The organism is Desulfovibrio sp. DV (assembly GCF_001936595.1).
Taxonomy (GTDB): Bacteria; Desulfobacterota; Desulfovibrionia; order Desulfovibrionales; family Desulfovibrionaceae; genus Solidesulfovibrio.
This window is the reverse complement of record NZ_MLBG01000018.1, coordinates 17881-42196: the sequence shown is the minus strand read 5'-3', so window position 1 is coordinate 42196 and position 24316 is coordinate 17881. Positions and strand designations below refer to the sequence as shown.

The window sequence follows — 24316 nt, the reverse complement described above, 5'->3', positions numbered from 1 at the left end:
CCGCCGCCGCGCCCCCCCGGGAACCAGGGTGGTGCTGCCCACGAACGGCTTGCTCCCAGACTACACCAGCCCTTTGCAAAGAAAAAGAACCCGCCCGGAAAAAGACGCCAGCCAAACGCCGGCAACCGCACTTGCCGGGAATGGCGCCATATCCTATTTGTGCGGCAACAGGCGGCCCCTGCGCCACCGGGGAGTTTCCATGCTGCAGTCCGGTCCGCTTCCCGCCCAGGCACGGGCACATCCGCCAGGCAAGGCTTTTTGGACGCTGGCGCTGGCATTCCTGCCGCTCCTTGCGCTGCTGTGGGCTGCAGCGCCGGCTGCGGCCGGGGCGGTCTTCGGTCCAAACGACAGTCTGGAAACCATCCGGGAAAAAATCACGCAGCACGGCTACCAGTTCACCGTGGCCGAAACCTGGGTCTCGGCCCTGCCCAAAGACACCCGCGAGGCCATGCGGGCGCGCGGGCGCATTCCGGGCAAAGCCTCTGCCCTGCAAAGCCTCGCCGTTGCGCCCGACCTGCCCCGGCGGGCCGACCTGCCCGCCGCCTTTGACTGGCGAAACGTCGACGGCAAAAGTTATATCGGTCCCGTCCGCGACCAGGGCACCTGCGGCTCCTGCTACGCCTTTGCCGCCGCAGCAACGGCCGAGGGAGCCTACAATGTGGCCACCCGGCGCACAAATTCCAATGTGGCCGATTTCTCCGAGCAGTATCTGGCCTTTTGCCTGGGCACGCACGGACCCTACTCCGACTCTTTCAGCGGCTGCTCTGGCGCGGACTATTCCTATACGGAGCTCCTCGCCCTGACCGTGGAAGGCATCACCACCGAGGCCGCCATGCCCTATGCCGGCCTCGACTCCCAAAATTGCAGCCAATCCGGCCTGCCCATGACCCTCTTTTCCTCCTGGGGCCGGGCGGGCTGCCTGGACATTGCGGCCATCAAAAACGCCATTCTGGCCTACGGCCCGGTGGATGCTGCCGTCCTGACCACTGCCGCCTTTGACCGTTACGCCGGCGGCGTATTTGATGACGGCGAGGACACCTGTTCCTCTTCCGACGGCGCGTGCTACAATACCACCACCGACCACGCCATCGCCCTGGTCGGCTGGAATGACGGCGACCAGTCGACCGCCGGGCACTGGATCCTGCGCAACTCCTGGGGGCCGGACTGGGGCGAGGCCGGCTATATGCGCATCGCCTACGACGCCGCCAAGGTGTCCTGCTCCGTGGCCTATCTCACCTCTTCGGCCCGGCCGCCCGCCCTCCCGGCTGTGGGGCCGCTGTTGCTGCAGTAGCCCCGGCTGCGCCCGGCTACGCTTGCCAGAAGCCAGACGCACCGTGTAATGTCTGACCATCCCCCGCCGCGAGCGGGGTTTTCTGCGGAGGTTTCCCTGTGCCCCAGCTCGCGCGTACCAGTTTCGACGTCATCGTGGTCGGCGGCGGTCCGGCCGGTCTTTTTGCCGCCCACTACCTGAGCCTGCACTCAACGCTGTCCGTATTGCTGCTTGAAAAGGGCAAGGCTCCGGGCAAACGCCGCTGCCCGATCAAGGGCCACACCGACTGCATCAAGTGTTCGCCCTGCAACATCCTCTCGGGCATCGGCGGGGCCGGGCTTTTTTCCGACGGCAAACTCAATTTCATCCCCAAGCTCGGCAAGACCGACCTGACCCAGTTCATGCCCCTGTCCCAGGCCACGGCCCTGATCGACGAGACCGAAGCCATCTTCACCGGCCTTGGCATGGACGGCCCGGTCTACCCGACCGACATGGACAAGGCCCGGGCCATCCGCAAAGAGGCCCGAAAGCTCGGCATCGAACTGCTTCTCATCCGCCAGAAGCATCTGGGCAGCGACCATCTGCCCGACCACATCGCGGCCATGGCCAAGGGCCTTGCCGGGCGCGGGGTCACCATCCACACCGGCGAAACCGTGCGCGACGTCATCGTGGCAAGCGGGCGCGTGGCCGGGGTTGTCACCAGCCAGGGCAGCTACGAGGCCCCGGCCGTGATCCTGGCTCCGGGGCGCGTCGGCGCGGAATGGATGGGCCAACTGGCCCGCCGCCACGAACTGCCGTTTTACCAGCGCGGCATCGAGGTGGGCGTGCGGGTGGAGGTCCACAACGAAATCCTCTCCGACCTGACCGACATCATCTACGACCCGACCTTTTTCGTGCGCACCCGCAAATACGACGACCAGACCCGGACGTTTTGCACCAACCAGGGCGGGTACGTGGCCCTGGAGAACTACCAGGATTTCGTGTGCGTCAACGGCCACGCCTACATGGACCGCAAATCCGACAGCTCCAATTTCGCCTTTCTGTCCAAAGTGGTCCTAAACGACCCGGTGTCCGACAACCAGGCCTACGGCGAGGCCATCGGCCGGCTGGCCACCATGATCGGCGGCGGCAGCCCCATCCTGCAGCGGTTTGGCGATCTCAAGCGCGGCCGGCGGAGCACCTGGAGCCGCATCCGCCGGGGCAGCGTCGAACCAACCCTGACGTCGGTCACCTGCGGCGACATCGCCATGGCCCTGCCCGAGCGCATCGTGGCCAATCTGGTGGACGGGCTGGAACAGTTAAATGCCGTTGTGCCGGGTGTGGCCAACGACGAAACGCTGCTCTATGCGCCGGAGATCAAGTTCTTCGCCACCCAGATCGACACCACCTCCGAGCTGGAGACGGCCATTGGCGGCATGTACGTGGCCGGCGACGGTCCGGGCGTGGCCGGCAACATCGTGTCGGCAGCAGCCACAGGGCTCATTCCGGCCAAGGCGATTATAAAAGGCCAGGAGTCAGGGGAAAAACCTCAACCACTCTGAGTTATGGGCCGGACACGCCACGCCGCCCCGATCAGGCTTCCCTGCCCTGGCGTCAGTCCTTGACCGCCAGACACTGCACGCAATTGCGGCCGGAGGATTTGGCTGCATACAAGAGCTTGTCCGCCGCAGCCACCACTTCAGAAAAGGTCAGGTCCTTGGTGCAACGCATCGTGGCGACGCCAAAGCTCGCGGTGACGACGCCGGCCGTGCTCGATCCCTGATGGGCAATAGCCTGGTCCTCGATGGCCCGGCGCATCTGTTCCGCTATGGCGCAGGCCCCGTCCAGGTCGGTCATGGGCAGGATGCAGGCGAATTCCTCGCCGCCGTAGCGGGCCGCCAGATCCGTGGCCCGGCTGGCGTTGGCGGCCAGGATGCCGCCGATGCGGCGCAGGCAGTCGTCCCCGGCCACGTGGCCGTAGCAGTCATTATAAGCCTTGAAATGGTCGACATCGGCGAGAATCAACGACAGATGATCGCCCGACCGCGTATGGCGGGCATATTCCCGGGCCAGCACTGCGTCGAAATGCCTTCTGTTGGCAATGCCGGTCAGATCATCGGTCTTGTTGAGCCGTTCCAGCTTGCGGCGGTACTGCTCGTCCTTGCTGCGCAACGACGCCTGGGCCGCCTCCAGTTCGCGGTCGCTTTTGTCCTTGGCCAGAAGCAGCATGCTAAAGCCGCTTACGATCATGATGCCGTATATCGAGGGCACCATGACGGCATAGATGATCGCTCCGAAGGGTTGCCAGCTCGGCGCCACGTCAACGGCCAGCCACAGGACGTGGGCCAGAAACAGCAGGGACACCAGCAGATAGCTCGCCCCCAACACCCACCGCAGCAGGGAGCCGGCCCGGTTTCGCCGCAGCAGGACCACGGCCGGCAGGGCGTAAAAAACCGTATGGACGGCAAACACCACTGCGGCCCGGTCCGACGGCGGCAGGCAGAAGGTCGCCAGACACACGGCGACGATGGCCAGGGCCACGGGCACATGGACCAGCCGCCCAACCCGGTGGCCGACCAGATAGCACACAGCCCAGGCCTCGTAGGCGCAGCCGAGCAGCAGCAGGGTGTTGGCGCTGGCAATGGTTGCAAACTCGGGCGTCGGTCCGCGCACAAAGAGGATGAGGGAGCCGACGGCCTGAAGAAATTTCGCGCCGGCCCAGTAGGGAATGCGTTGCGAGGGTTCTTTGCGGAACTGGTCAAGCAGCAGCAACAAAAAAAGAGAAACGAGCCAATCGCCAACAGCAAGATGATCGTTCTGGTGTCCATCGAGTACGTCATGACGGATTGTGGTCATCGCTCCAAGCCGGGCAAAAAAGACGGCTCACCGTTTCTGGCCCTCTGTCCATAGGGGCAACGCAGCCCTCCTGCTTCCTGCACGTCCCGGCCGACGTGGCTTCCGCCCCCAACAGCTCTCCCGCACAGGCCAGCCGGCCTCCCTAACGCAGCCGGCGGCTGTACGCGTGGCGGTCGTCGTCGGACACCAGCAGCCAGACTGCGGCGGCCCAGCCCCAGACGGCATTGGCCAGCACCACCACAAGCGGCGTCAGATTGCCAAGGTCAAGCCCCAGATAGCCCTTGTCCAGCTGGTTGGGGAAGACGATGAGCAGTTGCACCAGGGTCGGCCCCAGGCTGACCAGCAGCCCGCGCCAGAAAACCGAATTGGCCAGGAACCGGGGCACAAAGACCAGTCCCCAGATGGCCCCCCAGACCAGACGCTGGTACAGCCAGGGCCGGGTCCATTCCGGGGCCAGGGCCACGCCGATGGCCGCTGTCCAGCCATACGCCCCGGCCATCCACACAAACACGCTGTTGGCCAGGGCGCCAAACAGGCCGCCGGTTACGCAAATGCTGGCCCAGGCGAAAATGTTTCGCATCTCGTCCTCCGCATAAGGCCGCGTACGGCCGCGTCAGGGTCAGTAGGGTCGGCTCAGGATGGAAATGGAGCGCACCCGGTTAAGCAAGATATGACTCGGTCCCACCGCCGGCACTTCCTCTCCGGCCCGAAGCGTCGTCACCACGGCCCGGCCGATGACCAGCCGGCCATCACGCCCGCTTTCGCTAAAGGTATGAAATCCCCACATGTTGTGGAAGATCACCGGCCGGCCCTTGTACTGGCCGACGTAGACCATGATGTGGCCCTGCATCCAGACCAGGGTGGCAAAGGGTATGCCCTGGCTGATGATGGTGGCCTCTTTCTGCTCGCCGGGCATGTCGCCAAGGGGCACGGACCCGCCGTAGGCCGCCTGGCTGGCCGAGTTGCGGGGCAGATAGACGCCAAAGGGCACGTAGAGGTCGTGGGTGAGGGCCGAACAGTCGCGCCGGTCGTCCAGGCCGCCCCAGCCGTAGGGCTGGCGCATCATTTGATTGCCGACGGCGGCCACGTTTCGCGGGGTCATGGCCATGGGCATGGCCACCGCCGTGCCGGCCGGCAGCCGCACCCGGCGAAGCTCGGCCAGACCCGAGGCCCCGCGCACCGGCACCGACACCGTCACCCCGCCGGAATCCACCGGCCCGGCCAGGGGAAAGATCGCGCCGATATCCACACCCTGGCCGATTTCCGCCACCTGGACATTGTCGCGGACAACCGCGGCCAGCCGCGGCGAGGAAAACTCGCGCATGAGGTTTTCATCGACGTAGGCCACGTCGGCCGCCGGCATCCAGCCGTGGGTCAGGGCGGATTCGGTATAGAGCCACGAGCCGTCGCGGCTGGCATGGATGACGAGGATGGGCGTGGCCGGCGGCAGGGAGGTGTGCTGGAGATAGTCGAAGGGATAGCCTTCGCCGGGCTGGCTCGGATCGAGAAAACGCGGCTCGTTGGTGGGCATCCCGCGCTGGCTGGTGTTTTTAACCGTTATGGCCTTGCGCACGTTGTTGGGGAAGCCGCGCAGGTCGGCCCCGGCCAGCAAGGCGGAAGCCGAACCGGGATCGTGGCGCACCCCACGCGGCCCGAAGCCGGGACGTTTCTCATAGGCCTGGAAAATTTTTTCCACATCCCGACGCTGGGGGCCGGGCTTGGTCTGGTACCAGGGTTTGAGCCACTCCTGGAGAAAACCTTCCATGCGAAGGGCCGTCTGCTCCTTGGAAAAAAGCGGCCGGTCGGCGGTTGCCGGGTCCAGATAGGCGTTTAAATCCTGGGGCAGGACCCGGATGTCCTCGACCTCGCCCGGGCCTTTGGCTACCGAGGGCGCTACCGGCGGCGCAACCGTGGACGGTCTGGCGCAGCCCAAAGACAGGGCCACGACCAGCAGCAAGGCATAGGCAGGCAGGCGCTTAAACAAAACACGCATGGCAAAGGCTCCCTTGACCGACTTGACGGCCGGTGCGTCGGCTGAGTAACCGGCCCTGCGGAGGGTAGACGTTGATGCAGCCGAAAACAAGCCCCAGCCGTGCCCGAGGGCATGGCAAGATTGCGGCAGCCCGGCAAAAACCGGGGCTCGACGCTGCCGCCGTGGCCAAAAGCCTGGCCGAACGGCTGCCCCGGCCCATGCCGGTGGCCGTCCGGGTCAGCGGGCGGGCCAAAAATGTGGTGTTGCGCCTCCTTCCGGGCCGGGGCCTGGAAGTGGTGGCTCCGGCCGGGGTCGGGGGCCACCTGCTCGCCCAGGCCATCGACGCCCGCCGCGAATGGATCGCCGCCACCTTTGACCGGCTGGCCGCCGAGGGCGTCACCATCGGCCCGGCCGCAGATTTCCAGCGCCCGGCCCGGCTGGTGCTGACGGCTTTTGGCCGGGAATGGGGCGTGTCCTACGCGGCCCGCGACCGGGCCGGCGGCTGCACCCTGGTACTGCGGGGACCGGGGCAGGTGGCCGTTACCGGCGCAGTGGACGATCCGGCGGCCGTGGCCGGGGCGCTGGCCGCGTTTTGCCGCGACCGGGCCGCCGCCCTGCTCGGCCCGGCCCTGGCCGAGGTCAGCCGGGAGTCGGGGCTGGCCTATACCGGCCTGACCGTCCGGGCCCAACGCACCCGCTGGGGCAGTTGCACGCTAAAAGGGCGCATCAGCCTCAATTTCACCCTGGCCTTTCTGCCCTGGGAACTGTGCCGGCTGGTGCTCTACCACGAGCTGTGCCACACCGTGGAACTCAACCACTCCAAACGGTTCTGGGATCTCCTGGAGCGCCACGTGCCGGGCTGCCGGGCGCTTGACGCGCAGCTATCGTCGGCGCGCCATCACCTGCCGGGCTGGCTTGGCGCGGCCGGGGGCTCTGGCGTCAGTTGACCATGCCGCAGCTTGGCCGCTCCACCGTCACTTCGTCGAGATTTTCACCGCAAAAATAAAAAACGGTCATCGGTTCGTCGGCCAGACGCAGCACCACGATCCGGCCAAGCGGGCCGTCGTCGGCAAGCGGCATGAGCGCCTCGCACACCACCGCCCCCTCTTCGGGCGAGCAGGCGTCGCAAAAAACCTCGAAATGCAGCGCCTCCGGACCGGGCACCACTTCCACCCGTGTCACCCCAAGCCCGGACAGGGCCTCTTCCAGCACCGCTGCGGCCTCAGACTCTATCGCAGCCACACGCTCAAACGAATAGTCTTCGGGATAGCGGATTTCACCCAGCAGGCGACAGGCAAACGCGTCCATGGCCCCTCCTTCGGCTTTTCGATGCCCGGGTATCATGCCCCAAAAACGGCTGCAACGGGCCATCGGGCTTGTGCGACGGACGCCAGGGGGATACATGACTGGAAGCGCGCAACGCGGGAGGACGCATGACACCGAGAAGAAGAAAAGGAAACTCCAAAAAGGCCCCGGGTACCGGCATCGATGCCGCTGCCGTGGTTCGGGTATTCCGCGAAAGCGGCAAGCCCCTGGCTGAAAAGGATGTATTGCGCCAGCTTGGCGCACCGCGCGCCCAGATGCACGAACTGTTCACCGTTCTTGAGGCACTTCAGGAAGCCGGTAAAATCATCCGGGTCCAGCGGGGATTCGGACTGGTCGAAAGTATGCGCCTGGTCACGGGCGTTTTGGAAATAAGCCGTTCCGGCGTGGGCTATGTGTTGCCCGAAGACAAACGCCGCAAAGATATTTTCATTCATCCCAAAGACATCGGCGATGCCTGGCACGGCGACCGGGTCGTGGCCGCCGTCACCCGGGAACGCAAGGACAAAAACCACGAAGGCCGCGTGGCCCGCGTCATCGAACGCGGCGTCACCACCCTGCCCTGCCGGGTGATCAAACGCATGGCCCCGGACCTGTTCCTGTGCCTCCCGACCGACCCCCGCCACACCATGAGCTTCATGGTGGACTACCTGCCCCCCACCCCGGAAGACCCGACCCCCCAGGCCGAGGACATCATCAACGTCGCGGTGGACGAGAAGCTCGAATACAAGCTTTATTCCGGCCGGGGCCTGCAACTGCTCGGTGCCCAGGGCGACATTGCCGTCCAGGAACGTCTGGTCAAACTCAACCACTCCATTCCCGGCCCCTTTCCGCCCAAGGTCCTGCTTGAAGCCGAGGCCCTGCCGGACCAGCCCGGCGAGGCCGATTTCGCCAACCGCAAGGATCTGCGCCACCTCGACTTCGTCACCATCGACGGGGTCAAGGCCCGGGACTTCGACGACGCCATCTACGTCAAGAAACGCGGCCCGGCCTTCACCCTGTGGGTGGCCATCGCCGACGTGTCCCATTACGTGCCCGAGGGCAGCGCCCTGGACAAGGAAGCCCTGGAGCGCGGTAACTCGTATTATTTCCCACAGTCCGTCGAGCCCATGCTGCCCGAGCGCATCTCCAACGGGCTATGCAGCCTAAACCCCCATGTGCCGCGTCTGGCCATGGTGGCCGAGATCGACTTTACGGCCAAGGGCATTCCCGGACGCACGGATTTTTACACCGCCGTCATCGAGAGCAAGGCCCGGCTGACCTATTCCCAGGTCAACCGGGCGCTGATGCTCGGGGACGAGGCCGAGCGCGCCGCCATCGGCAAGGTGCTGCCCATGATGGAGACGGCCGAGAGTCTGGCCCGGGCCATCAATGCCGTGCGCGCCGCCCGGGGCAACCTTGACTTCGATCTGCCCGAGCCGGAGATTCTCTTCAATCTCCAGGGCGAAGCCGAGGACATCCGGCCCAAATCCCGCCACTTCGGCCACCAGATCGTCGAGGAATTCATGATCGCGGCCAACGAGGCCGTGGCCCGCTTCCTGACCGAACGCGAGGCCCCGGTGCTCTACCGCGTCCACCCCGAGCCGGACCCGGCCAAGCTCGAAGGCTTTTTCAAGCTGCTCGGCACCACCGACATGGCCACGAAACTGCCGGCCACCCCCGGCCCCGGTGATCTGGCCACCGTCCTTCGCGAGGCGGCAGGCTCGGACATCGACTTCCTGGTCAGCCGGATGGCCCTGCGCACCATGATGCAGGCCTCCTATTCGCCCAAAAACGACGGGCACTTCGGTCTGGCCTCCACCTGCTACTGCCACTTCACCTCGCCCATTCGCCGCTACGCCGATCTGGTGGTCCACCGGTCGATGAAGACGGCCATTGCCGGCAAACCGGCCTCGCAAAAGCTCGTGGCCAAGCTGCCCAAGGTGGCCGAGCACATCAGCCGCCGCGAGCGGGTGGCCATGGAAGCCGAACGCGAGATCCTAAAGCGCGTCACCGTGCTCTTTTTGTCCGACAAGGTCGGCCGGTCCTTTACCGGCGTCATCGGCTCCATTGCCGACTTCGGCTTCTGGGTGGAACTCAAAGAGGTCATGGCCGAGGGCATGGTGCGCCTGTCGAGCCTGTCCGACGACTACTACAAGTTCATCCCGGAACGCCACGAGCTGCTGGGTGAGCGCACCGGGCGGCGTTTCCGCCTCGGCCAGCCGGTTGAGGTGGAGCTTGCCGGCGTGGACCTCGGCCGTCTGTCCGTGGACCTGTCCCTGATCGAAGGCGGCCAGGCCTCGCCAACCGAAGCGGCCCCGGCCAAGCGTAAAAGCAGAAGACGGAGACGATGACCAAAAGCCGTCCAACCCGCCGGCTGTATCCGGCCTGCGCCTTGCTGTGGCTGGTCGTGGCTGCGGCAGCCGCCGCCCACGACTGGCCCACCCCGGCCAGACTGGCCGAGCAGCGCTATCGGATGGCCCTTTTGACGGCCAATGCCGTGGACAAGACGTTTCTGCCCACCTTTGCCGTCGAGGGCGACGACCTCGACGGCCCGTACCAACGGCTGGTGGCTGATTTCACGGCCCGGTTCGGCCCGCGTTTCAATGTTACGGCCATCGAAGCCCGCCACAATGCAGCCCTGGCCGGCCTGACCGCCGAACGCCTGCGCATCGCCTTGTTTACCCTGGCCGCCACAGCAGCCATCTGGTGGCTGCTTACGACCATACGCGCCGTCCTGGAACGCCCCCCCGGACAGCCCTGAACCGGAGTCTCCATGCACGCTGGTTTTTTCACCCGTCTGGGCCTCGGCCTGCTCCTGGCCGCCCTGCTCGGCCTGCCGACCCTGGCCGCCGCCGATCCGGCCACGCTCACCATCGCCGGCACCGGCGACAGCCAGGACCTGCTGCGCATCCTGGCCAAACGCTTCATGCAGGACAATCCCGACATCCGGGTCGAAGTGCCGGAATCCGTGGGCACCACCGGCGGCATCCGCTCCGTCCTGGCCGGCAAGGCCGAACTGGCCCGCACGGCCCGGCCCCTGCGCGAGGATGAAATCGCCGGGGGACTGACCGAGATCGTCTTTGCCAAGGTTCCGGTGGCCTTTGCCGTCCATCCCTCGGTGACCGGGATTTCGGGCCTGACCGCAGCCCAGGCCCTGGCCATTTTTTCCGGGGACGTCCGGGACTGGTCCCAACTCGGCGGCCCTCCCCTGCCCATCGGCCGGGTCTGCCGGGAAACGCCGGAAGCGGCCCGGATACTTATAAACGCCGCCATCCCCGGTTTTGAAGCCACAGGCTGCCAGGACCAGGCCATCGCCTACACCACGCCCGAAGCCGTCAGTCTGGTCACCGGCCAGCCCGGGGCCATCGGCTACTTTTCCCTGTCAGCCACAACCGCCACGCCCCTCGTTCCCCTGGCCCTTGACGGCGTGGCTCCCAGCCTGGAAAATCTCGCTCGGGGAAGCTACCCCCTGACCATCGCCCTGGCCCTGGCCTACAAACCGCCCCTGTCGCCGGCCGCCGCCCGGTTCCTCAAGGCCCTGGCCAGCCCCGATTCCTTGTCCCTCATGACCCGCCTGGGTTGTCTGCCCATGCTCGGCAAACCTGCTGCGCCCTGATGCTGCGCTCCATCAAAACCCAAGTCCTCATGGGCCAGATGACGTTGGTGGCCCTCTTGACCCTGGCCCTTGGCGGCGGGATGTTTCATCTGGCCGCCAACATCCTGGAGCGCAAGGAACAGGAGAAGGTCCGCCTGCTGGCCTCCGGGCTGGCCCGGGAAACCGCCCTGGCCGCCAACCAGGGCGAAACGCACTTGAAGCTCCTGGTCAGCAGCCAAAGCCTGGAACGCTTTGCCATCAGCCACGACTACCATATCCTGCAGGCCCTGTTCGACCGCTACCGGGGGCTCTTTACCTCCCTGGCCTATGTCAATGAACAAGGGGTCCAGGAATATGCGGCCGCCGGCTCGGGGTATACCGACAGGACCAAGGCCTTGACCCAGGACCCGCTCGTCAAAGACGCCCTGGCCAAGCCGGATACGGTTGTTTCCGCCCTGCGCCCAAGCGGTGACGGCACGCCGGCCTGGCTGGTGCTGGCCCTGGCCCACCGGACCCCCTTTGGTCAGCCTCTGGGGGTGTTTTTGGCCGCCCTGCCCGTGGCGGCAATTGCCCGGTCGGTCACCGAGCTGCACCTGGAGCATGGCGGCTATGCCGTGCTGGTCGACGGCAACGGCATGTTGCTGTCGGTGGATTCCCCGGACGGCAGCCAGGTCCAGGTGGCCGAGACCACGCCCGTGGCCGGTGCTTTGGCCGCGGGCGGCGAGCAGGTCGTCGACGACCTGTTTGACGGCCTGCCAAGCCTAATCGGTGCGGCCCCGGTGGGCTTGCACGGCCTGTCGATCCTGGTGGTGCTGCCGCGCCAGCTGGTCATCGACGCGGAGATGGCCCGGTTGCGGCTGCTGGCCATGGTTGTGGCCGCGGCTGCGGCCTTTGTCGCGTTTCTGGGGGCCTTGTTGTGGACGCGCGGGCTCTCGCGCCCCCTGGCCCGACTGGCCGAGACGGCCCGGGCCGTCTCGGCCGGCGACCTGACCGTACGCGCCCCGACCACCGGCCCTTCCGAAACCCGGGAGCTTGGGGCCGCCTTTAACACCATGATCCAGGGCCTGGCGGCCTCGCGCCAGGGGCTCACCCAGGCCAAGGAATCCCTGGAACGGATTTTATCCAACGTCAACGAAGCCTTGTGGGTGGTGGACCGGCAGGGCCGGGTGACGCTGTGCAACCGGGCCGGCTGCCTCATCCTGGGCTACGACGAGGACGAAATCCTGGGAATGCAGGCCGCGCGTCTGTTTGCCCCGGACGATCCCCTGGGCGCGTTCCTGGAATCGGCCCCGATCCAGGACCTGCTGGCCGCCGGCGGCCTGACGGGCCTGGAAAAGACGCTTTACGGCAAAGGCGGGCGCACGGTGCCGGTGCTGGTGTCCCTGGCCCTCTTGCGCGGTCCGGGCGAGGACGACGAGGGTGTGGTCTGTCTGGCCATGGACGTCACCGAACGCAAGCGGGCCGAGGACCTCACCCGGGCGCGCAAGGCGGCCGAGGCCGTCAGCCGGGCCAAGACCGAATTTCTGGCCGTGCTGTCCCATGAACTGCGCACACCGCTCAACATCATGCTGGGCATGCTCGAACACGTCCAGGCCCTGCCCCTGCCGCCCCAATCCCTGGCCGGCGTGGGACAGGCCCTCAAATCGGGCCAGACCATGCTTGAGGTCATTGCGGCCATGCTCGATTACGCCAGCCTGGAGGCCGACCGGGTCATCCTGCGCCGCCAGCCCTTTAGTCCGGGGCTGCTGGCCATGGACGTGGCCGCCCGTTTTGCCGATACGGCCCGGACCAAGGGCGTGGCCCTGCTCGTGGATGTGTCGCCGCAGGTGCCGACCGCCCTGGTCGGCGACCAGACGCGTCTGGCCCAGGTGCTGGCCAACCTGCTCGGCAATGCCGTGCGCTTCACCATGGGCGGCGAGGCAGCCCTGTACCTGGGCGGCCAGGCCGTGGGCAAGACCTGGCAACTGCTGCTGGTTATTTCCGATACCGGCATGGGTGTGACGGATGCCAAGCTCGAGTACATTTTCGAACCGTTCACCCAGGAGGACGGCTCATCCACCCGCCGCTTCGGCGGCCTGGGCCTGGGTCTGGCCATCACCCGCCGGCTGGTGGCGCTCATGGGCGGCTCCATCTGCATGGACAGCCGTCCGGGCCAGGGCACGGCCGTGTACGTGACTTTGCGCCTGGATATGGACGTCGCAGGCTGACACGTCAAACGGCCCGCATAAGTCTCCTTACGCGGGCCGTTTTTTTGGCCAATGGCGTGTCCCGGCTACTTCGTCTGGCCGGAACTGATGAAGAGTTCCTTGGCCGTGCCCGGCTCGAACTGGTAGCGGGCGGATTTCTCCCAGAAATACTTGCCGCCGTCGTTTTTAAGCACCCAGAAATCGAAATCCCAGTCCTCGCGGCGATCGCCGTGCTCGTTTAAGGCCAGCCAGCCCGTTGCCCCGTACATGCGCTCGCAGGTCGTCACGAACCCCTGCTTGAACCGGGCGAAATCCGTGGCCCCGCCCACCGACTGGGCCGTGAAAAAGGCCGCCCAGGCCGCATCGTAGGCCACCACGCTCTGGGTGTCGGGGAAGGTGTCGGTCTTCTCCTGGATGCGCCGCTCCACCTGCCCGTAGACATTGGCCCCGCCCTCGCCGTAGCGCGGGCTGGTCAGCCGGACCTTCATGGCCGCGGCCGCGCTCTCCGGGTCCTTGGCAATGGCGTCGAGCATGGCCGTGGCGCTGGAACCGTACCAGCCAAGCCCGGCCAGTTCGGGCCGCTTGGCCGCGGCCTTCAAAATGGGCACGACCTCCTCGCCGCCGACGTAGTAGATGGCCACCTTGGGGGCCTTGCCGCTGCGCTGGGCCTGTCCGACCTGCTTGGCCAGATCATCCAGGATGGGCGTGAAATCCTTGCGGTCCGGGGCATAGCGGCTGCCCGGCAGGGCCTCGCCGCCAAGCTGCTTGAACCGCGCCTTGACGTGCACCGTCATATCGTCGCCAAACCGGTCGCCGCGCCACAAGGGCACAATGGCCGTGGCCCCTTCCTGGCGCATGAGCCCGGTGACCGCCTCGGCCTGATAGGTGTCCGACGGCGAGAGGCGGAAAAGGTTGTCGCCTTTTTTGGATAAAAACGGCCCGGAACTGCCCTGGCTGATGAGCAGGATATTGTTTTTGTCGGCAAATTCCAGACAGGCCTCGGCTTCGTCATCGGAGAAGGGACCGATGACCACCCGAACGCCCCGGCCGGCCAGGGATTTGAGTTTTTCCAGGGCCTGTTCAGGGCTGCTGCCCGTGTTCTCAAAAAGAAATGTGGCTTGTCCGCCCTGGTTTGAGGCGGCCATGTAGGCGTTGATGTCGGCCTGGGCCATATCCAGGGCGACCCGGGAGGTCTTGCCCGACTCGGCCAGAGGCCCGGTTGCCGGCAACAAAACGCCAAAGGTCAGGGGCCCGGCCTTCTGGGCCAGCGCCGTCCCCGCCGCCAGGCCCAGCACCAGCAGGCAGCCGGCCACAACGACAACACCCGACCATGACAGGCCAAAACGACAGAAAACACCCTTCCCATGACCATCCATATCGGCTCCTTGCTCCCGGCCAAACGGGCCGGGCATGGTGTGCAGCATACGCGCTTTCCGGCCATACCCGCAATGCGCCCAAAAAGAAACCGCCCGCGCGGCGACAGCCGCCGCCACAGCAGCCCCAAACGCCGTTTTCCCGGCCCGGCCTCCCCCGCAAAACACGGGGCGGCCCGCCCCCTTTCCAAGCTGCGCCTGTTGACATATAGCCTAGGCGAGTGCAGCTCGCCGGGGGATTCCCGGCCCCAGCCCCCCTGGAAGTCCGATTATGAAAGACCCCGCCGCCGATGTGATGACCGCCGACCTGCGCCGCAAGGCCGAGTCCCTCATTGCCCAGTCGCCAGCCTCGGAGCTGGGCCAGTTGTCCGTGGCGGACATGGCCCGGCTTATCCATGAACTCCGGGTCAACCAGATCGAGCTGGAACTGCAAAACGATGAATTGCGCCGCACCCAGGCCGAACTGGCCGAGACCCGCGACCGCTACGCCAATCTCTACGACTTTGCTCCGGCCGGCTACTTCACCCTTGACCCCCGGGGCGTCATCCTCGAAGCCAACCTCAAGGGGTCGGCCATGCTCGGCATCGCCCGCAGCGAGCTCGTCGGCAAGCCCTTTGTCGTGCGCGTGGCCCGCTCGGACCAGAGCGCCTTTCACACAAGCCTCAGCCGGACCCTGGAGGCCAATTGCCCCCAGACCCTGGAAGTGCGCCTGACCCGGCGCGACGGCAGCCGCTTCACCGCCGAACTGACCACGGAACCGTGGACCGGCTCCAACCCGGACCAACCCGGACGAACCCTGCGCATGATGGTCGCCGATGTCAGCGTCCGCTGCGAGGCCGACGACGCCATGCGCCAGGCCAGCCTTATCCTGGAGGCCAGCCCGGCCTATCTCATCCGCTATCCGGTCGCAGACGGCGAACCCGGGCCGGTGTCCTACGTCTCCTCGAACATCGCCCGGTTCGGATTTTCCCGCGACGCCCTGCTCTCCGGAGCCCGCTCGCCCAAAAGCCTGATCCACCCCGAAGACCGGCAGCGGGTCGAGGCCGCCATGCGCGACTACGCCGCCTCCGGCCGCGACGCCTTTGCCCTGGACTACCGCATCGTGACGCAAAACGGCCAGATCCGCCATGTGACCGACCGCATCCAGTTTAGCCGCGACGCCTCCGGACAGGTCAGTGCCGTCCAGGGACTGGTCCTTGACGTCACCGAAAGCGTCCAGAGCCGGCGCGACCTGGAACTGGTCCTTAATAGCGCCCCCATCCCCATCGTCAAGGTGCGCCTGACCGACAGCGGGGACCGCATCCTTGAATACCAGAATCCGGCGGCCGAGCGCCTGTTCGGTCCCAGTGCCCGGGGACTGTCCTGCAAGGACTACCTGTGCAACAAGGACATCTGTCCGGTGTTAAACGCCGCCTCGGGCGTGGTGCGCGAACGGGAATGCGCCATAAAGACCTTAAACGGCGATCGGATCATGTACAAGACCGCCAGCCGTCTGCCCGGCACGTCCAGCATCATCGAAGCCATGGTTGACGTCACCGAGCTGATGCGCACCCGCGAGCGGCTCACCCGGGCCATGGAGGCGGCCGAAGCCGCCAACCGCACCAAGTCCCAGTTCCTGGCCACCATGAGCCATGAAATCCGCACCCCCATGAACGGCATCATGGGCATGGTCGAACTGGCCATGTCCACGGAACTGACCCCGGAGCAGCGCGACTACCTCGATCTGGCCCGCCAGTCCGCCGTCAATCTGCTGGAAATTATCAACGATATTCTTGACTTTTCCCGTATAGAAGCAGGAAGGATGGAGCTTGGCCACACCCCATTTGCCCTGCGCGACACCATGGGCGTGTGCCAGCGCCTCTACAGCGGGCTGGCCGCCCGCCATGGCAACAGTCTGACCATGACCGTGGCCCCGGACGTGCCAGAGACCCTCATCGGCGACCCCGGCCGGCTGGCCCAGATCGTGGCCAACCTCGTCTCCAACGGGCTTAAATTCACCAAGAACGGCACGGTGCGGGTGCTCGTCCAGCCCGCCCCGGCCATCCACTGCGCCGTGCCCGAACCCGGAACGCCGTCGATGACCCTGCTTTTCTCCGTGGCCGACGACGGCATGGGCATCCCCCGCGACAAACACGGGCGCATCTTCGAATATTTCACCCAGCTCGACGCCAGCCTCAATCGCGGGGCCGGCGGCACGGGCCTGGGGTTGTCGATCAGCAGCAATCTCGTCAAGCTCATGGGCGGGCGGATCTGGGTCGAATCCGAACCGGACCTGGGCAGCACCTTCTTTTTTACCGCGGTGTTCGAAATGCCGCCGGCCCAGCCCGAGCCGGCCCAGACCGCGCCGGCCCGGGCAAAGCACCCGCAGGCGTTGTCCCCGCTGTCCATTTTGCTGGTGGAGGACAATCTCATCAACCAGCTCGTGGCCAAGCGGTTGCTGGAACGGCGCGGCCATGCGGTCACCGCTGTCGACTCCGGCCAGGCCGCCCTGGATCTGTTGGCCACCACACCCTTTCACTGTGTCCTTATGGATGTCGAGATGCCGGGCTTAAGCGGCCTGGAAACGCTCAGGCGCCTGCGCGACGTCGAAACCTTCGGCGACACTGCCGCAACGCCCGTGGTGGCCCTGACCGCCCATGCCATCAAGGGCTACCGCGAGCGTATGCTCGAAGCCGGCTTTGACGACTATGTGCCAAAGCCCATCGATATGAACGAACTCGATGCGGCCCTCGAGCGTATTGCCGCCAGATGACCAGCCCCGGCGGACCGGCGCTGTCCGCCGACCCGCCAAGGAGTCCGCCATGCGAGTGCTCATCGTGGAAGACGATCAGGATGCCGCCGCCTACATGGTCAAGGGCCTCAAGGAATCCGGCTATGTGGTGGACCACGTGGCCGACGGACGCGAGGCCCTGTACCGGGTGGCGGCCGAAACCTACGACGCCGTGGTGGTGGACCGGATGCTGCCCGGGGTTGACGGCCTGACCATCGTCAAGACCATGCGCTCGGCCGGCAACCAGACCCCGGTGCTCATCCTGTCGGCCCTGGGCGACGTGGACGACCGGGTCAAGGGCCTCAAGGCCGGGGGCGACGACTATCTGGTCAAACCCTATGCCTTTGCCGAGCTGCTGGCCCGGCTGGAGGCGCTCCTGCGCCGGGGCCGCTCCGACGCCCCGGACACCATTCTCAAGGTGGCCGACCTGGAGATGGATCTGGTGGGCCGTTCGGTGCGCCGGGCCGGCCAGGCCATCGAGCTCAAGCCCAAGGAATTTTCCCTGCTCGAATACCTCATGCGCCATGCCGGCCATGTGGTCACCCGCACCATGCTGCTGGAAAACGTCTGGGACTATTCCTTCGACCCCCAGACCAATGTCATCGACGTCCACATAAGCCGCCTGCGGCACAAGATCGACAAGGGCCACGACAAGCCCCTGCTCTCCACCATTCGCGGCGCCGGGTACAGTCTGCGTGATCCCAACTAAACTCCTGCGTTCCTCCACCCTTCGCCTGTCCATCCTGCACATGGCCGCCTTCGGCCTGTCGGTGCTGGTGCTCCTGTGGTTTATCTACACCTCGACGGCCGGCTTCATGGAACGCCAGACCGATGAGACCATAAACGCCGAGATCCAGGGGCTGGCCGAACAGTACAGCCAGCTTGGCCTCACAGGCCTTATACGGGTCATCAAGTCGCGCGTGGCCAAGGACAAGGCCGGATCGAGCGTCTACCTGCTCACCGACTGGAAATTCAATCCCCTGGCCGGCAACCTGCCCGAGTGGCCCAAGTTCAAGGACACCGGCTCGGGCTGGTTTGACGCCACCCTGGAGGATACGGAGAATTTCGAGCCGCGCCGGGTGCGGATGCGCTATTTCCTGCTGCCCGGCAATTTCCATCTGGTGGTCGGGCGCGACGTGTCCGAACGGGTCAAGGTGGAGCGGCTCATCATCGATTCCCTGTTCTGGGGCCTGCTCCTGACCGTTGTCCTGGGCGGGGCCGGCGGGGTGCTGACCAGCCGCTGGATGCTCAAGCGCATCGACGTCATCACCAAAGCCAGCCGCGAAATCATGAACGGCGACTTGAGCCGGCGCATCCCCACCCGGGGGGCCGGCGACGAATTCGACCGGCTGGCCGAGAACTTAAACGCCATGCTCGACCAGATCAGCCGGCTCATGGAAGGCGTCAAACAGGTTTCCAACAACATCGCCCACGACCTGCGCGGCCCCTTAAACCGCATCCGCTCGGGCCTGGAAATGTCTCTGGCCGACATCCAGAGCCCCGAGGCCTACCGCGAGGTCCTGGAGCACACCATCCGCGAGATCGACGGACTGCTCCAGACCTTCAACGCCCTGTTGACCATTGCCCAGGCCGAATCCGGGGCGCGCCGCCAGGATTTCACCGACATCGACCTGACCAGCCTGGCCGCCGACGCCGGCGAACTCTACGAACCCGTGGCCGAAGAAGCCGGACTGGCCTTCACCCTGGACCTCGACCCGGACGTCACCGTGCCCGGCAACCGCCATCTGCTCTCCCAGGCCCTGGCCAACCTGCTCGACAACGCCGTCAAATACACCCCGGTCGGCGGGACGGTGAACCTGACCCTGCGGGCCACCCCCACCGGGGCGGAGCTAAGCGTGGCCGACACCGGTCCCGGCATCCCGGCCGAGCACCGCGACCTGGTCCTTGAACGCTTCACCCGCCTGGAATCCAGCCGCAACACCCCGGGCAGCGGGCTTGGCCTGTCGCTGGTGGCGGCGGCGGCCGGGCTCCATCATGCCGAGCTGACCCTGGCCGACAATGCTCCGGGCCTGGTGGTCACCCTGGCCTTTCCGGCCGGCCGGACGAAAAGTTAAATTTTCGTTCATTTTGTGGCCATCCCCGCTTCATATCCGGGTTCTATACGGTAGCCATCGAACGAGGCGAATGGCCCGTTCGACCCAAAAGACACTCAAAACGAACCCTCTGCCTTGTTTCGCCGGATCGGATGGCCCCTCCCATCCCCAGGCGGTCCCAAGGACGCTCTCCCCCTCCTTGACGAAGCCCCCGCTCCCCGGCGGGGGCTTCCTTTTTGTAAAGCGGCGGGGCGCGGATCCGGGTGCGGTTGGGGCCGGTCCGGGACGTGCAAGGGCCTTGGCCGTACCACCGGCCTTGCGCGCCCGGGCCGGGTCGGAAAACCCGCGCTGCGGTGGCGGGGAAGGCAATTCCTAACCAGAATTCATGCAGCCGCCATCGCAGCTTCATGGACCGGCTTTAGATTGTCGGCAACGGGAAGCGGCCACCCCCTCGGCCGCCCCGCCCTTGCCAACAAACAACCCAAAGCCCGCAGCGGTCCCCCTCCCGCCAAAGGCCGAGACGATTGCTCCTCCTCCTCCTCGAAAACAAAACCCCTGCTCCCCGGCAGGGGTTTTGTTTTGCCAAATCCATCGCAGAGTTCATCCGCCATCCATGCCTGCTTCATGATCGGGTCTTATCTGTACATTGACGGGAAAGGCTCCCCCTCAAGCCATACCGTCGACGATCCCGCTTCCGGGCCAACCCCCCGGAGCAGACGTGCTCACAGATTCTCTCCTCCCTCCTTGACAGGCCCCCGCCCCCCCGGCGGGGGCTGCTTTTTTGGCCTGCAACAAAGCCAAACCCGAATCCAACGCCAGCCGCATGAACCTGCAGGCATTTTTCACCGACCCTGTTGATTGCATTTGGATAATATCCTAAAGTCTGGTGAAATCCCGCAAAAGCCCCTGGCCTGCAACCTGTTGGCGGAGGTTCCCGTGACTGCGACTGCATCCGGTTCCGGCGGCGTCCTTGCTGTTCTGCGGCGCTTTTCCCTGTCCTGGCGCTTCGTCCTCCTGTTGGCCCTGTTCACACTGTTTACCGTCGGCATGGTCCTGGCCTTTTCCACGGAATTGCATCGGCTGGAAGAGCATACGGTGCAATCGGCCCAGACACTCATGCTTGACGGGGAACGCCTCAAACTCGCCGTGGCCTCCAATGCCATGGCCGAGGCCATCAGTGCGGCCATCAAAACCGAGAATACCCCGGAAAAACGCCTGGAGACCATTCGGTCCATGGTGGACACCTTTCGCTTTGAAGAAGACAAATCCGGCTACTTCTTCGTCTACCAGGACACGGTCAACGTCGCCCTGCCGCCCAACAAGGCCAACCAGGGCAAGGACCTGGGGGATCTCAAGGACAAGAACAACGTCTACTTCGTGCGCGAACTCAACCAGAAAGCCAAGGCCGGCGGCGGGTTTATCGAGTACATCTTTCCCAAGCCCGGCCAGGGCGACCAGCCCAAGCTGGCCTACGCCACCATGATCCCGGGCACGACGCTGTGGATCGGCACCGGCATTTACATCGACAACATCGACCGGGCCAAGACCGCCATCCGGGCCGACAACGCGGCCCGCATCCGCTCGGCCCTTTTGACCATCGCCGGCAGCGTGGCCGTGGGGCTGGTCATCCTGATCGGGGTCAGCGCCGTCATCATGGTCTCGATCACCAGCCCCATCCGCCAGACCACCGAGGCGGCCATGCTCTGCGCCGCCGGCGACCTGTCCGTGCGCCTGGACGCCCGCGGCAACGACGAAGCCGCCCGGATGCAGGTGGCCCTCAACACCATGGTGGCCACCCTGCGCACCAACATGGACGACATCACGGCCAAGACGGCCGAGGCCGAGGACAAGGCCCAGGCTGCGTTCGAAGCCACCCGTCTGGCCGAGGAAGCCACCCAGAAGGCCGAACGGGCCAAAGCCGAAGGCCTGACCCAGGCGGCCGACCGCCTGGGCGGCGTGGTGTCGGTGGTGGGGACGGCCTCGGCCGAACTGTCGGACCGCATCAGCCAGTCGAGCCAGGGAGCCGAGGACCAGTCCCGGCGCATGACCGAGACGGCCACGGCCATGGAGGAAATGAACGCCACGGTCCTTGAGGTGGCCAAAAATGCCTCCAACGCCGCCGGCACCACCGACGCGGCCAAAGCCAAGGCCGTGGAAGGGGCCGGCGTGGTGACGCAGGTGGTGGCGGCCATTGAGCTGGTCCAGGAGCAGGCCCAAGGCCTCAAGGCCGATATGGACAGCCTGGGCCGGCAGGCCCAGGACATCGGGGCCATCATGAACGTCATTTCCGACATCGCCGACCAGACCAACCTGCTGGCCCTGAACGCCGCCATCGAGGCGGCCCGAGCCGGGGACGCCGGCCGGGGCTTTGCCGTGGTGGCCGACGAGGTGCGCAAGCTGGCCGAAAAGACCATGACCGCCACCAAGGAAGTGGGCGACGCCATCCGGGGCATCCAGGCCGGGGCCAGCCGGAACGTGGGCAACGTGGACGCGGCGGCCGGGGCCGTGGCCAAGGCCACCAGCCTGGCGGCCCAGGCCGGCGAGGCCCTGGCCCAGATCGTCGGATTGGTGGAAAACGCCTCGGACCAGGTGCGCTCCATTGCCACGGCCGCCGAAGAGCAATCCGCCACCAGCGACGAGATCAACCGGGCCGTGGACGCAGTCAGCGCCATTTCCGAATCCAATTCCCGGGCCATGGCCGAAGCGGCCCGGACCGTGGCCGAACTGGCCCGGCAGTCCCAGGAACTGGCGGCGCTCATGGAAGAGCTGGAAGCCGAAGGCCGGGGCGGCAGCAGGCCAAAGGCCCTGGCCTAGGAACCGCGGGGTTGCCCTGCACAGGGCCGGCCGCAGGGGGGCGTGGTGACGGGGAGGTAGCCGGGATCGCAGAGCCACAGGCCTTGGGTTTCCGGGGGTCGCCGGCCAGGGCGGCCGGCGACAGCCGCCCGGAAACCTCGTTTATTCCCGGGGGTCGCCGGCCTCAGGCCGTTTTTCCGCCCATTGCAACAGGGCATCCAGGGCCGGGCACAGGGCCTGCCCCCAATCCGTCAGACGGTACTCCACCTTGGGAGGCACTTGCGGATACAGCGTTCGCAAGACCAGACCGTCGGCCTCCAACTGCCGCAACTGCTGGGCGAGCATCTTGGGGGAAATGCCTGGGATGAGCCGCTCAAGCTCGCTGTAACGCTGGATTTTTCCACCAAACAGGTGGAACACGATGAGCAGCTTCCAGCGTCCCTCAAGCACCTGCAGGGTTTTTTCCACATCCGCCGCCGCCGTTTCGGGCGTATAGGCTTTCCTCATGGGAAGTCCCTCACTTTTCGGTGCGTTCTTGAAGGTTTGCGAGCCAGGGCATAGTTTGGCCGAAAGCCCATTGCAACAAGGAAGGCACCCAAAATGAGCACCCCGCTCCCAAAAGCCGTTGCAGCGTATTTCCAACTGAGCAACGCCGCAGATTTCACCAGGCTCAAACACTGTTTTACCGACACGGCCATCGTGCGGGACGAAGGCCGGGAATACCAGGGACACGCGGCCATCCAGGACTGGATGGCCGCCGCCAGACAGCAATACCAATTTACAACCGAGACAGGCGACAGCGAAATCCTTTTGGACGCTATCCGGGTGCACACAAGGGTTTCCGGCAATTTTCCCGGCAGCCCGGTCAATCTCGACCAGGTGTTTACCCTGTCGGGCGAGCGCATCGCCTCTTTGGAGATCACGCCATGTCCATGAATCTCGAACTTGCGGGCCAGCGCGTCCTGGTGACGGCCGGGACCAAGGGCATTGGCGGCGCTGTGGCCGGGCTCTTTCGCCAATACGGCGCCCGCGTGCTGGCTGTGGCCCGCACAAAACCGGATGATCTGCCGGATGACGCCTTTACGGCCGCGGACCTGACGACCCTTGACGGCTGTACCGCGGTCGCCCGGACGGTTTGCGACCGGCTCGGCGGCGTGGACAGCATCATTCACGTGCTGGGCGGGTCCAGCACCCCGGCAGGCGGTTTTGCCGCCCTGGACGAAGCGGCCTGGCACAGGGAACTGTCCCTCAACCTGTTTCCCGCCGTGCGCCTGGATCGCGCCCTGCTGCCCGGGATGCTGGCCCAGGGGTCCGGCGTCATCATCCACGTCACCTCGATTCAGGATCGCCTCCCGCTCCCGGAGTCCACGACGGCCTATGCAGCGGCCAAGGCGGCGCTGTCAACGTACAGCAAGAGCCTGTCCAAGGAGGTCTCCCCCAAAGGCATCCGGGTCGTGCGCGTCTCGCCCGGCTGGGTCGAAACGGAAGCGGCCGTGGCCCTGGCCGAAAGGCTCGCCACGGAGGCCGGCACCGACTATGCAGGCGGCCAGCGGATCATCATGGACGCCCTGGGCGGCATTCCCCTGGGCCGCCCGGCAAAACCGCTTGAGGTGGCCAATCTCATCGCGTTTTTGGCCTCGCCCCGGGCAGCGGCCATCACCGGCACGGAGTACGTCATCGACGGCGGCACGATCCCGGTGGCCTAGCCGGGAAGGCCCGCCGGGAACCGTCAAGCCCCTATGGCCCGGGGTTCTGCCGGGTGCCCTCAGGCACGGGCGCACACCCCGCCCCTCCAACGACCCAGCCGACAAGGAGCACCCACATGGCTGCCTATCTGATTTTCATTCGCGAGAAAATGCGCGACGAAGCCGAATACGCCCTCTATACCCAGCAGGCTCCCGAAGCCATGCAGGGCCACAACATCACGCCGCACGTCATTTACGGCCCCTGCCAGACGCTGGAGGGAGCCGAGGCCCAAGGCGTTGTCGTGCTGGAATTCGCCTGCGCCGAAGAGGCAAAAGCCTTTTACCACAGCCCGGCCTACCAGGAGGCCTGCAAACACCGGCATCTGGGCAGTGACTATCGGGTGCTTCTCACGGAAGGAATGGAAACAAACCGGCCGGTTGCGCCCTAGCCAGGCCTGCCGCCGAAGCCGGCCCCGGC

Annotated in this window: 20 protein-coding genes; 14 read left to right on the top strand and 6 right to left on the bottom strand. The window is 65.8% G+C overall.

Going from position 1 to position 24316, the window contains the following annotated elements; translation table 11 throughout:
* Window positions 1-199: 199 nt before the first annotated feature.
* Together DVDV_RS06710 and DVDV_RS06705 are read left to right on the top strand one after the other, a co-directional pair.
* Window positions 200-1291 (top strand): C1 family peptidase, encoded by a 1092-nt coding sequence (locus DVDV_RS06710; protein WP_075353929.1) that lies wholly within the window; start codon window positions 200-202, stop codon window positions 1289-1291.
* A gap of 98 nt (window positions 1292-1389) precedes the next feature.
* Window positions 1390-2811 (top strand): NAD(P)/FAD-dependent oxidoreductase, encoded by a 1422-nt coding sequence (locus DVDV_RS06705; RefSeq protein WP_075353928.1) that lies wholly within the window; start codon window positions 1390-1392, stop codon window positions 2809-2811.
* A gap of 52 nt (window positions 2812-2863) precedes the next feature.
* Here the strand turns inward: DVDV_RS06705 and DVDV_RS06700 are convergent, their stop codons facing one another.
* The 3 genes from DVDV_RS06700 to DVDV_RS06690 all read right to left on the bottom strand — a co-directional run bounded on the left by DVDV_RS06700 (window position 2864) and on the right by DVDV_RS06690 (window position 6098).
* Window positions 2864-4105, bottom strand: coding sequence for a GGDEF domain-containing protein (locus DVDV_RS06700; protein ID WP_075353927.1), 1242 nt, complete (start codon window positions 4103-4105; stop codon window positions 2864-2866).
* A gap of 142 nt (window positions 4106-4247) precedes the next feature.
* A complete protein-coding gene (locus DVDV_RS06695; RefSeq protein WP_075353926.1) occupies window positions 4248-4685 on the bottom strand; it encodes a hypothetical protein in 438 nt (145 codons plus the stop codon).
* 39 nt (window positions 4686-4724) lie between these two features.
* Entirely contained in the window at window positions 4725-6098 is a 1374-nt protein-coding gene (locus DVDV_RS06690) for an SH3 domain-containing protein (protein ID WP_075353925.1), read from the bottom strand.
* 74 nt (window positions 6099-6172) lie between these two features.
* Here DVDV_RS06690 and DVDV_RS06685 point away from each other — a divergent pair, with 74 nt between their 5' ends.
* Window positions 6173-7024, top strand: a complete 852-nt coding sequence (locus tag DVDV_RS06685; RefSeq protein ID WP_075353924.1) for a M48 family metallopeptidase — start codon at window positions 6173-6175, stop codon at window positions 7022-7024.
* On the opposite strand, the gene DVDV_RS06680 is transcribed toward DVDV_RS06685, so the two are convergent.
* Window positions 7017-7385, bottom strand: a complete 369-nt coding sequence (locus tag DVDV_RS06680) for a hypothetical protein (protein WP_075353923.1) — start codon at window positions 7383-7385, stop codon at window positions 7017-7019. The two genes, DVDV_RS06685 and DVDV_RS06680, sit on opposite strands and share 8 nt — an antisense overlap.
* A 125-nt stretch (window positions 7386-7510) precedes the next feature.
* Here DVDV_RS06680 and rnr point away from each other — a divergent pair, with 125 nt between their 5' ends.
* From rnr to DVDV_RS06660, 4 genes are read left to right on the top strand one after another with little or no spacing between them, the layout of a single operon-like run.
* Window positions 7511-9733 carry a ribonuclease R gene (rnr, locus tag DVDV_RS06675; protein WP_075353922.1) on the top strand — a complete coding sequence of 741 codons (2223 nt, stop codon included), beginning with the start codon at window positions 7511-7513 and terminating at the stop codon, window positions 9731-9733.
* Complete coding sequence (locus DVDV_RS06670; protein WP_075353921.1) at window positions 9730-10143, top strand: hypothetical protein; 414 nt, start codon at window positions 9730-9732, stop codon at window positions 10141-10143. The genes rnr and DVDV_RS06670 overlap by 4 nt, the downstream gene beginning before the upstream one ends.
* Before the next feature lie 12 nt (window positions 10144-10155).
* A complete protein-coding gene (locus DVDV_RS06665) occupies window positions 10156-10998 on the top strand; it encodes a substrate-binding domain-containing protein (RefSeq protein WP_075353920.1) in 843 nt (280 codons plus the stop codon).
* Window positions 10998-13184, top strand: a complete 2187-nt coding sequence (locus tag DVDV_RS06660) for an ATP-binding protein (protein ID WP_075353919.1) — start codon at window positions 10998-11000, stop codon at window positions 13182-13184. The genes DVDV_RS06665 and DVDV_RS06660 overlap by 1 nt, the downstream gene beginning before the upstream one ends.
* 65 nt (window positions 13185-13249) lie before the next feature.
* Here the strand turns inward: DVDV_RS06660 and DVDV_RS06655 are convergent, their stop codons facing one another.
* The gene (locus DVDV_RS06655; RefSeq protein WP_075353933.1) at window positions 13250-14539 is read right to left on the bottom strand and encodes an ABC transporter substrate-binding protein; all 1290 of its coding nucleotides are present in this window, start codon (window positions 14537-14539) and stop codon (window positions 13250-13252) included.
* A gap of 268 nt (window positions 14540-14807) precedes the next feature.
* Here DVDV_RS06655 and DVDV_RS06650 point away from each other — a divergent pair, with 268 nt between their 5' ends.
* The 4 genes from DVDV_RS06650 to DVDV_RS06635 all read left to right on the top strand — a co-directional run bounded on the left by DVDV_RS06650 (window position 14808) and on the right by DVDV_RS06635 (window position 22174).
* The gene (locus DVDV_RS06650) at window positions 14808-17288 is read left to right on the top strand and encodes a response regulator (RefSeq protein ID WP_175577074.1); all 2481 of its coding nucleotides are present in this window, start codon (window positions 14808-14810) and stop codon (window positions 17286-17288) included.
* Window positions 17289-17337: 49 nt separating this feature from the next.
* Window positions 17338-18015: a response regulator transcription factor gene (locus DVDV_RS06645; RefSeq protein ID WP_075353918.1), complete on the top strand. Its 678-nt coding sequence runs from the start codon at window positions 17338-17340 to the stop codon at window positions 18013-18015.
* A complete protein-coding gene (locus DVDV_RS06640; protein ID WP_075353917.1) occupies window positions 18002-19381 on the top strand; it encodes a HAMP domain-containing sensor histidine kinase in 1380 nt (459 codons plus the stop codon). Before DVDV_RS06645 ends, DVDV_RS06640 begins: the two co-directional genes overlap by 14 nt.
* A 915-nt stretch (window positions 19382-20296) precedes the next feature.
* The gene (locus DVDV_RS06635) at window positions 20297-22174 is read left to right on the top strand and encodes a methyl-accepting chemotaxis protein (RefSeq protein WP_075353916.1); all 1878 of its coding nucleotides are present in this window, start codon (window positions 20297-20299) and stop codon (window positions 22172-22174) included.
* Window positions 22175-22315: 141 nt separating this feature from the next.
* Here DVDV_RS06635 and DVDV_RS06630 read toward each other — a convergent pair whose 3' ends face one another.
* Window positions 22316-22660: a helix-turn-helix domain-containing protein gene (locus DVDV_RS06630; protein ID WP_075353915.1), complete on the bottom strand. Its 345-nt coding sequence runs from the start codon at window positions 22658-22660 to the stop codon at window positions 22316-22318.
* 93 nt (window positions 22661-22753) lie between these two features.
* Here DVDV_RS06630 and DVDV_RS06625 point away from each other — a divergent pair, with 93 nt between their 5' ends.
* The 3 genes from DVDV_RS06625 to DVDV_RS06615 all read left to right on the top strand — a co-directional run bounded on the left by DVDV_RS06625 (window position 22754) and on the right by DVDV_RS06615 (window position 24287).
* A complete protein-coding gene (locus tag DVDV_RS06625) occupies window positions 22754-23089 on the top strand; it encodes a nuclear transport factor 2 family protein (protein ID WP_075353914.1) in 336 nt (111 codons plus the stop codon).
* A complete protein-coding gene (locus tag DVDV_RS06620; protein ID WP_075353913.1) occupies window positions 23080-23859 on the top strand; it encodes an SDR family oxidoreductase in 780 nt (259 codons plus the stop codon). Before DVDV_RS06625 ends, DVDV_RS06620 begins: the two co-directional genes overlap by 10 nt.
* 116 nt (window positions 23860-23975) lie before the next feature.
* Complete coding sequence (locus tag DVDV_RS06615) at window positions 23976-24287, top strand: DUF1330 domain-containing protein (protein WP_075353912.1); 312 nt, start codon at window positions 23976-23978, stop codon at window positions 24285-24287.
* Window positions 24288-24316: the final 29 nt, after the last annotated feature.

Coding starts and splice junctions, on each gene's coding strand:
- rnr (WP_075353922.1), top strand. CDS start 7,511: ATGACACCGAGAAGAAGAAAAGGAAACTCCAAAAAGGCCCCGGGTACC.
- DVDV_RS06655 (WP_075353933.1), bottom strand. CDS start 14,539: ATGGATGGTCATGGGAAGGGTGTTTTCTGTCGTTTTGGCCTGTCATGG.
- DVDV_RS06615 (WP_075353912.1), top strand. CDS start 23,976: ATGGCTGCCTATCTGATTTTCATTCGCGAGAAAATGCGCGACGAAGCC.
- DVDV_RS06670 (WP_075353921.1), top strand. CDS start 9,730: ATGACCAAAAGCCGTCCAACCCGCCGGCTGTATCCGGCCTGCGCCTTG.
- DVDV_RS06630 (WP_075353915.1), bottom strand. CDS start 22,660: ATGAGGAAAGCCTATACGCCCGAAACGGCGGCGGCGGATGTGGAAAAA.
- DVDV_RS06665 (WP_075353920.1), top strand. CDS start 10,156: ATGCACGCTGGTTTTTTCACCCGTCTGGGCCTCGGCCTGCTCCTGGCC.
- DVDV_RS06680 (WP_075353923.1), bottom strand. CDS start 7,385: ATGGACGCGTTTGCCTGTCGCCTGCTGGGTGAAATCCGCTATCCCGAA.
- DVDV_RS06620 (WP_075353913.1), top strand. CDS start 23,080: ATGTCCATGAATCTCGAACTTGCGGGCCAGCGCGTCCTGGTGACGGCC.
- DVDV_RS06660 (WP_075353919.1), top strand. CDS start 10,998: ATGCTGCGCTCCATCAAAACCCAAGTCCTCATGGGCCAGATGACGTTG.
- DVDV_RS06685 (WP_075353924.1), top strand. CDS start 6,173: ATGCAGCCGAAAACAAGCCCCAGCCGTGCCCGAGGGCATGGCAAGATT.
- DVDV_RS06700 (WP_075353927.1), bottom strand. CDS start 4,105: ATGACCACAATCCGTCATGACGTACTCGATGGACACCAGAACGATCAT.
- DVDV_RS06710 (WP_075353929.1), top strand. CDS start 200: ATGCTGCAGTCCGGTCCGCTTCCCGCCCAGGCACGGGCACATCCGCCA.
- DVDV_RS06650 (WP_175577074.1), top strand. CDS start 14,808: ATGAAAGACCCCGCCGCCGATGTGATGACCGCCGACCTGCGCCGCAAG.
- DVDV_RS06695 (WP_075353926.1), bottom strand. CDS start 4,685: ATGCGAAACATTTTCGCCTGGGCCAGCATTTGCGTAACCGGCGGCCTG.
- DVDV_RS06645 (WP_075353918.1), top strand. CDS start 17,338: ATGCGAGTGCTCATCGTGGAAGACGATCAGGATGCCGCCGCCTACATG.
- DVDV_RS06690 (WP_075353925.1), bottom strand. CDS start 6,098: ATGCGTGTTTTGTTTAAGCGCCTGCCTGCCTATGCCTTGCTGCTGGTC.
- DVDV_RS06625 (WP_075353914.1), top strand. CDS start 22,754: ATGAGCACCCCGCTCCCAAAAGCCGTTGCAGCGTATTTCCAACTGAGC.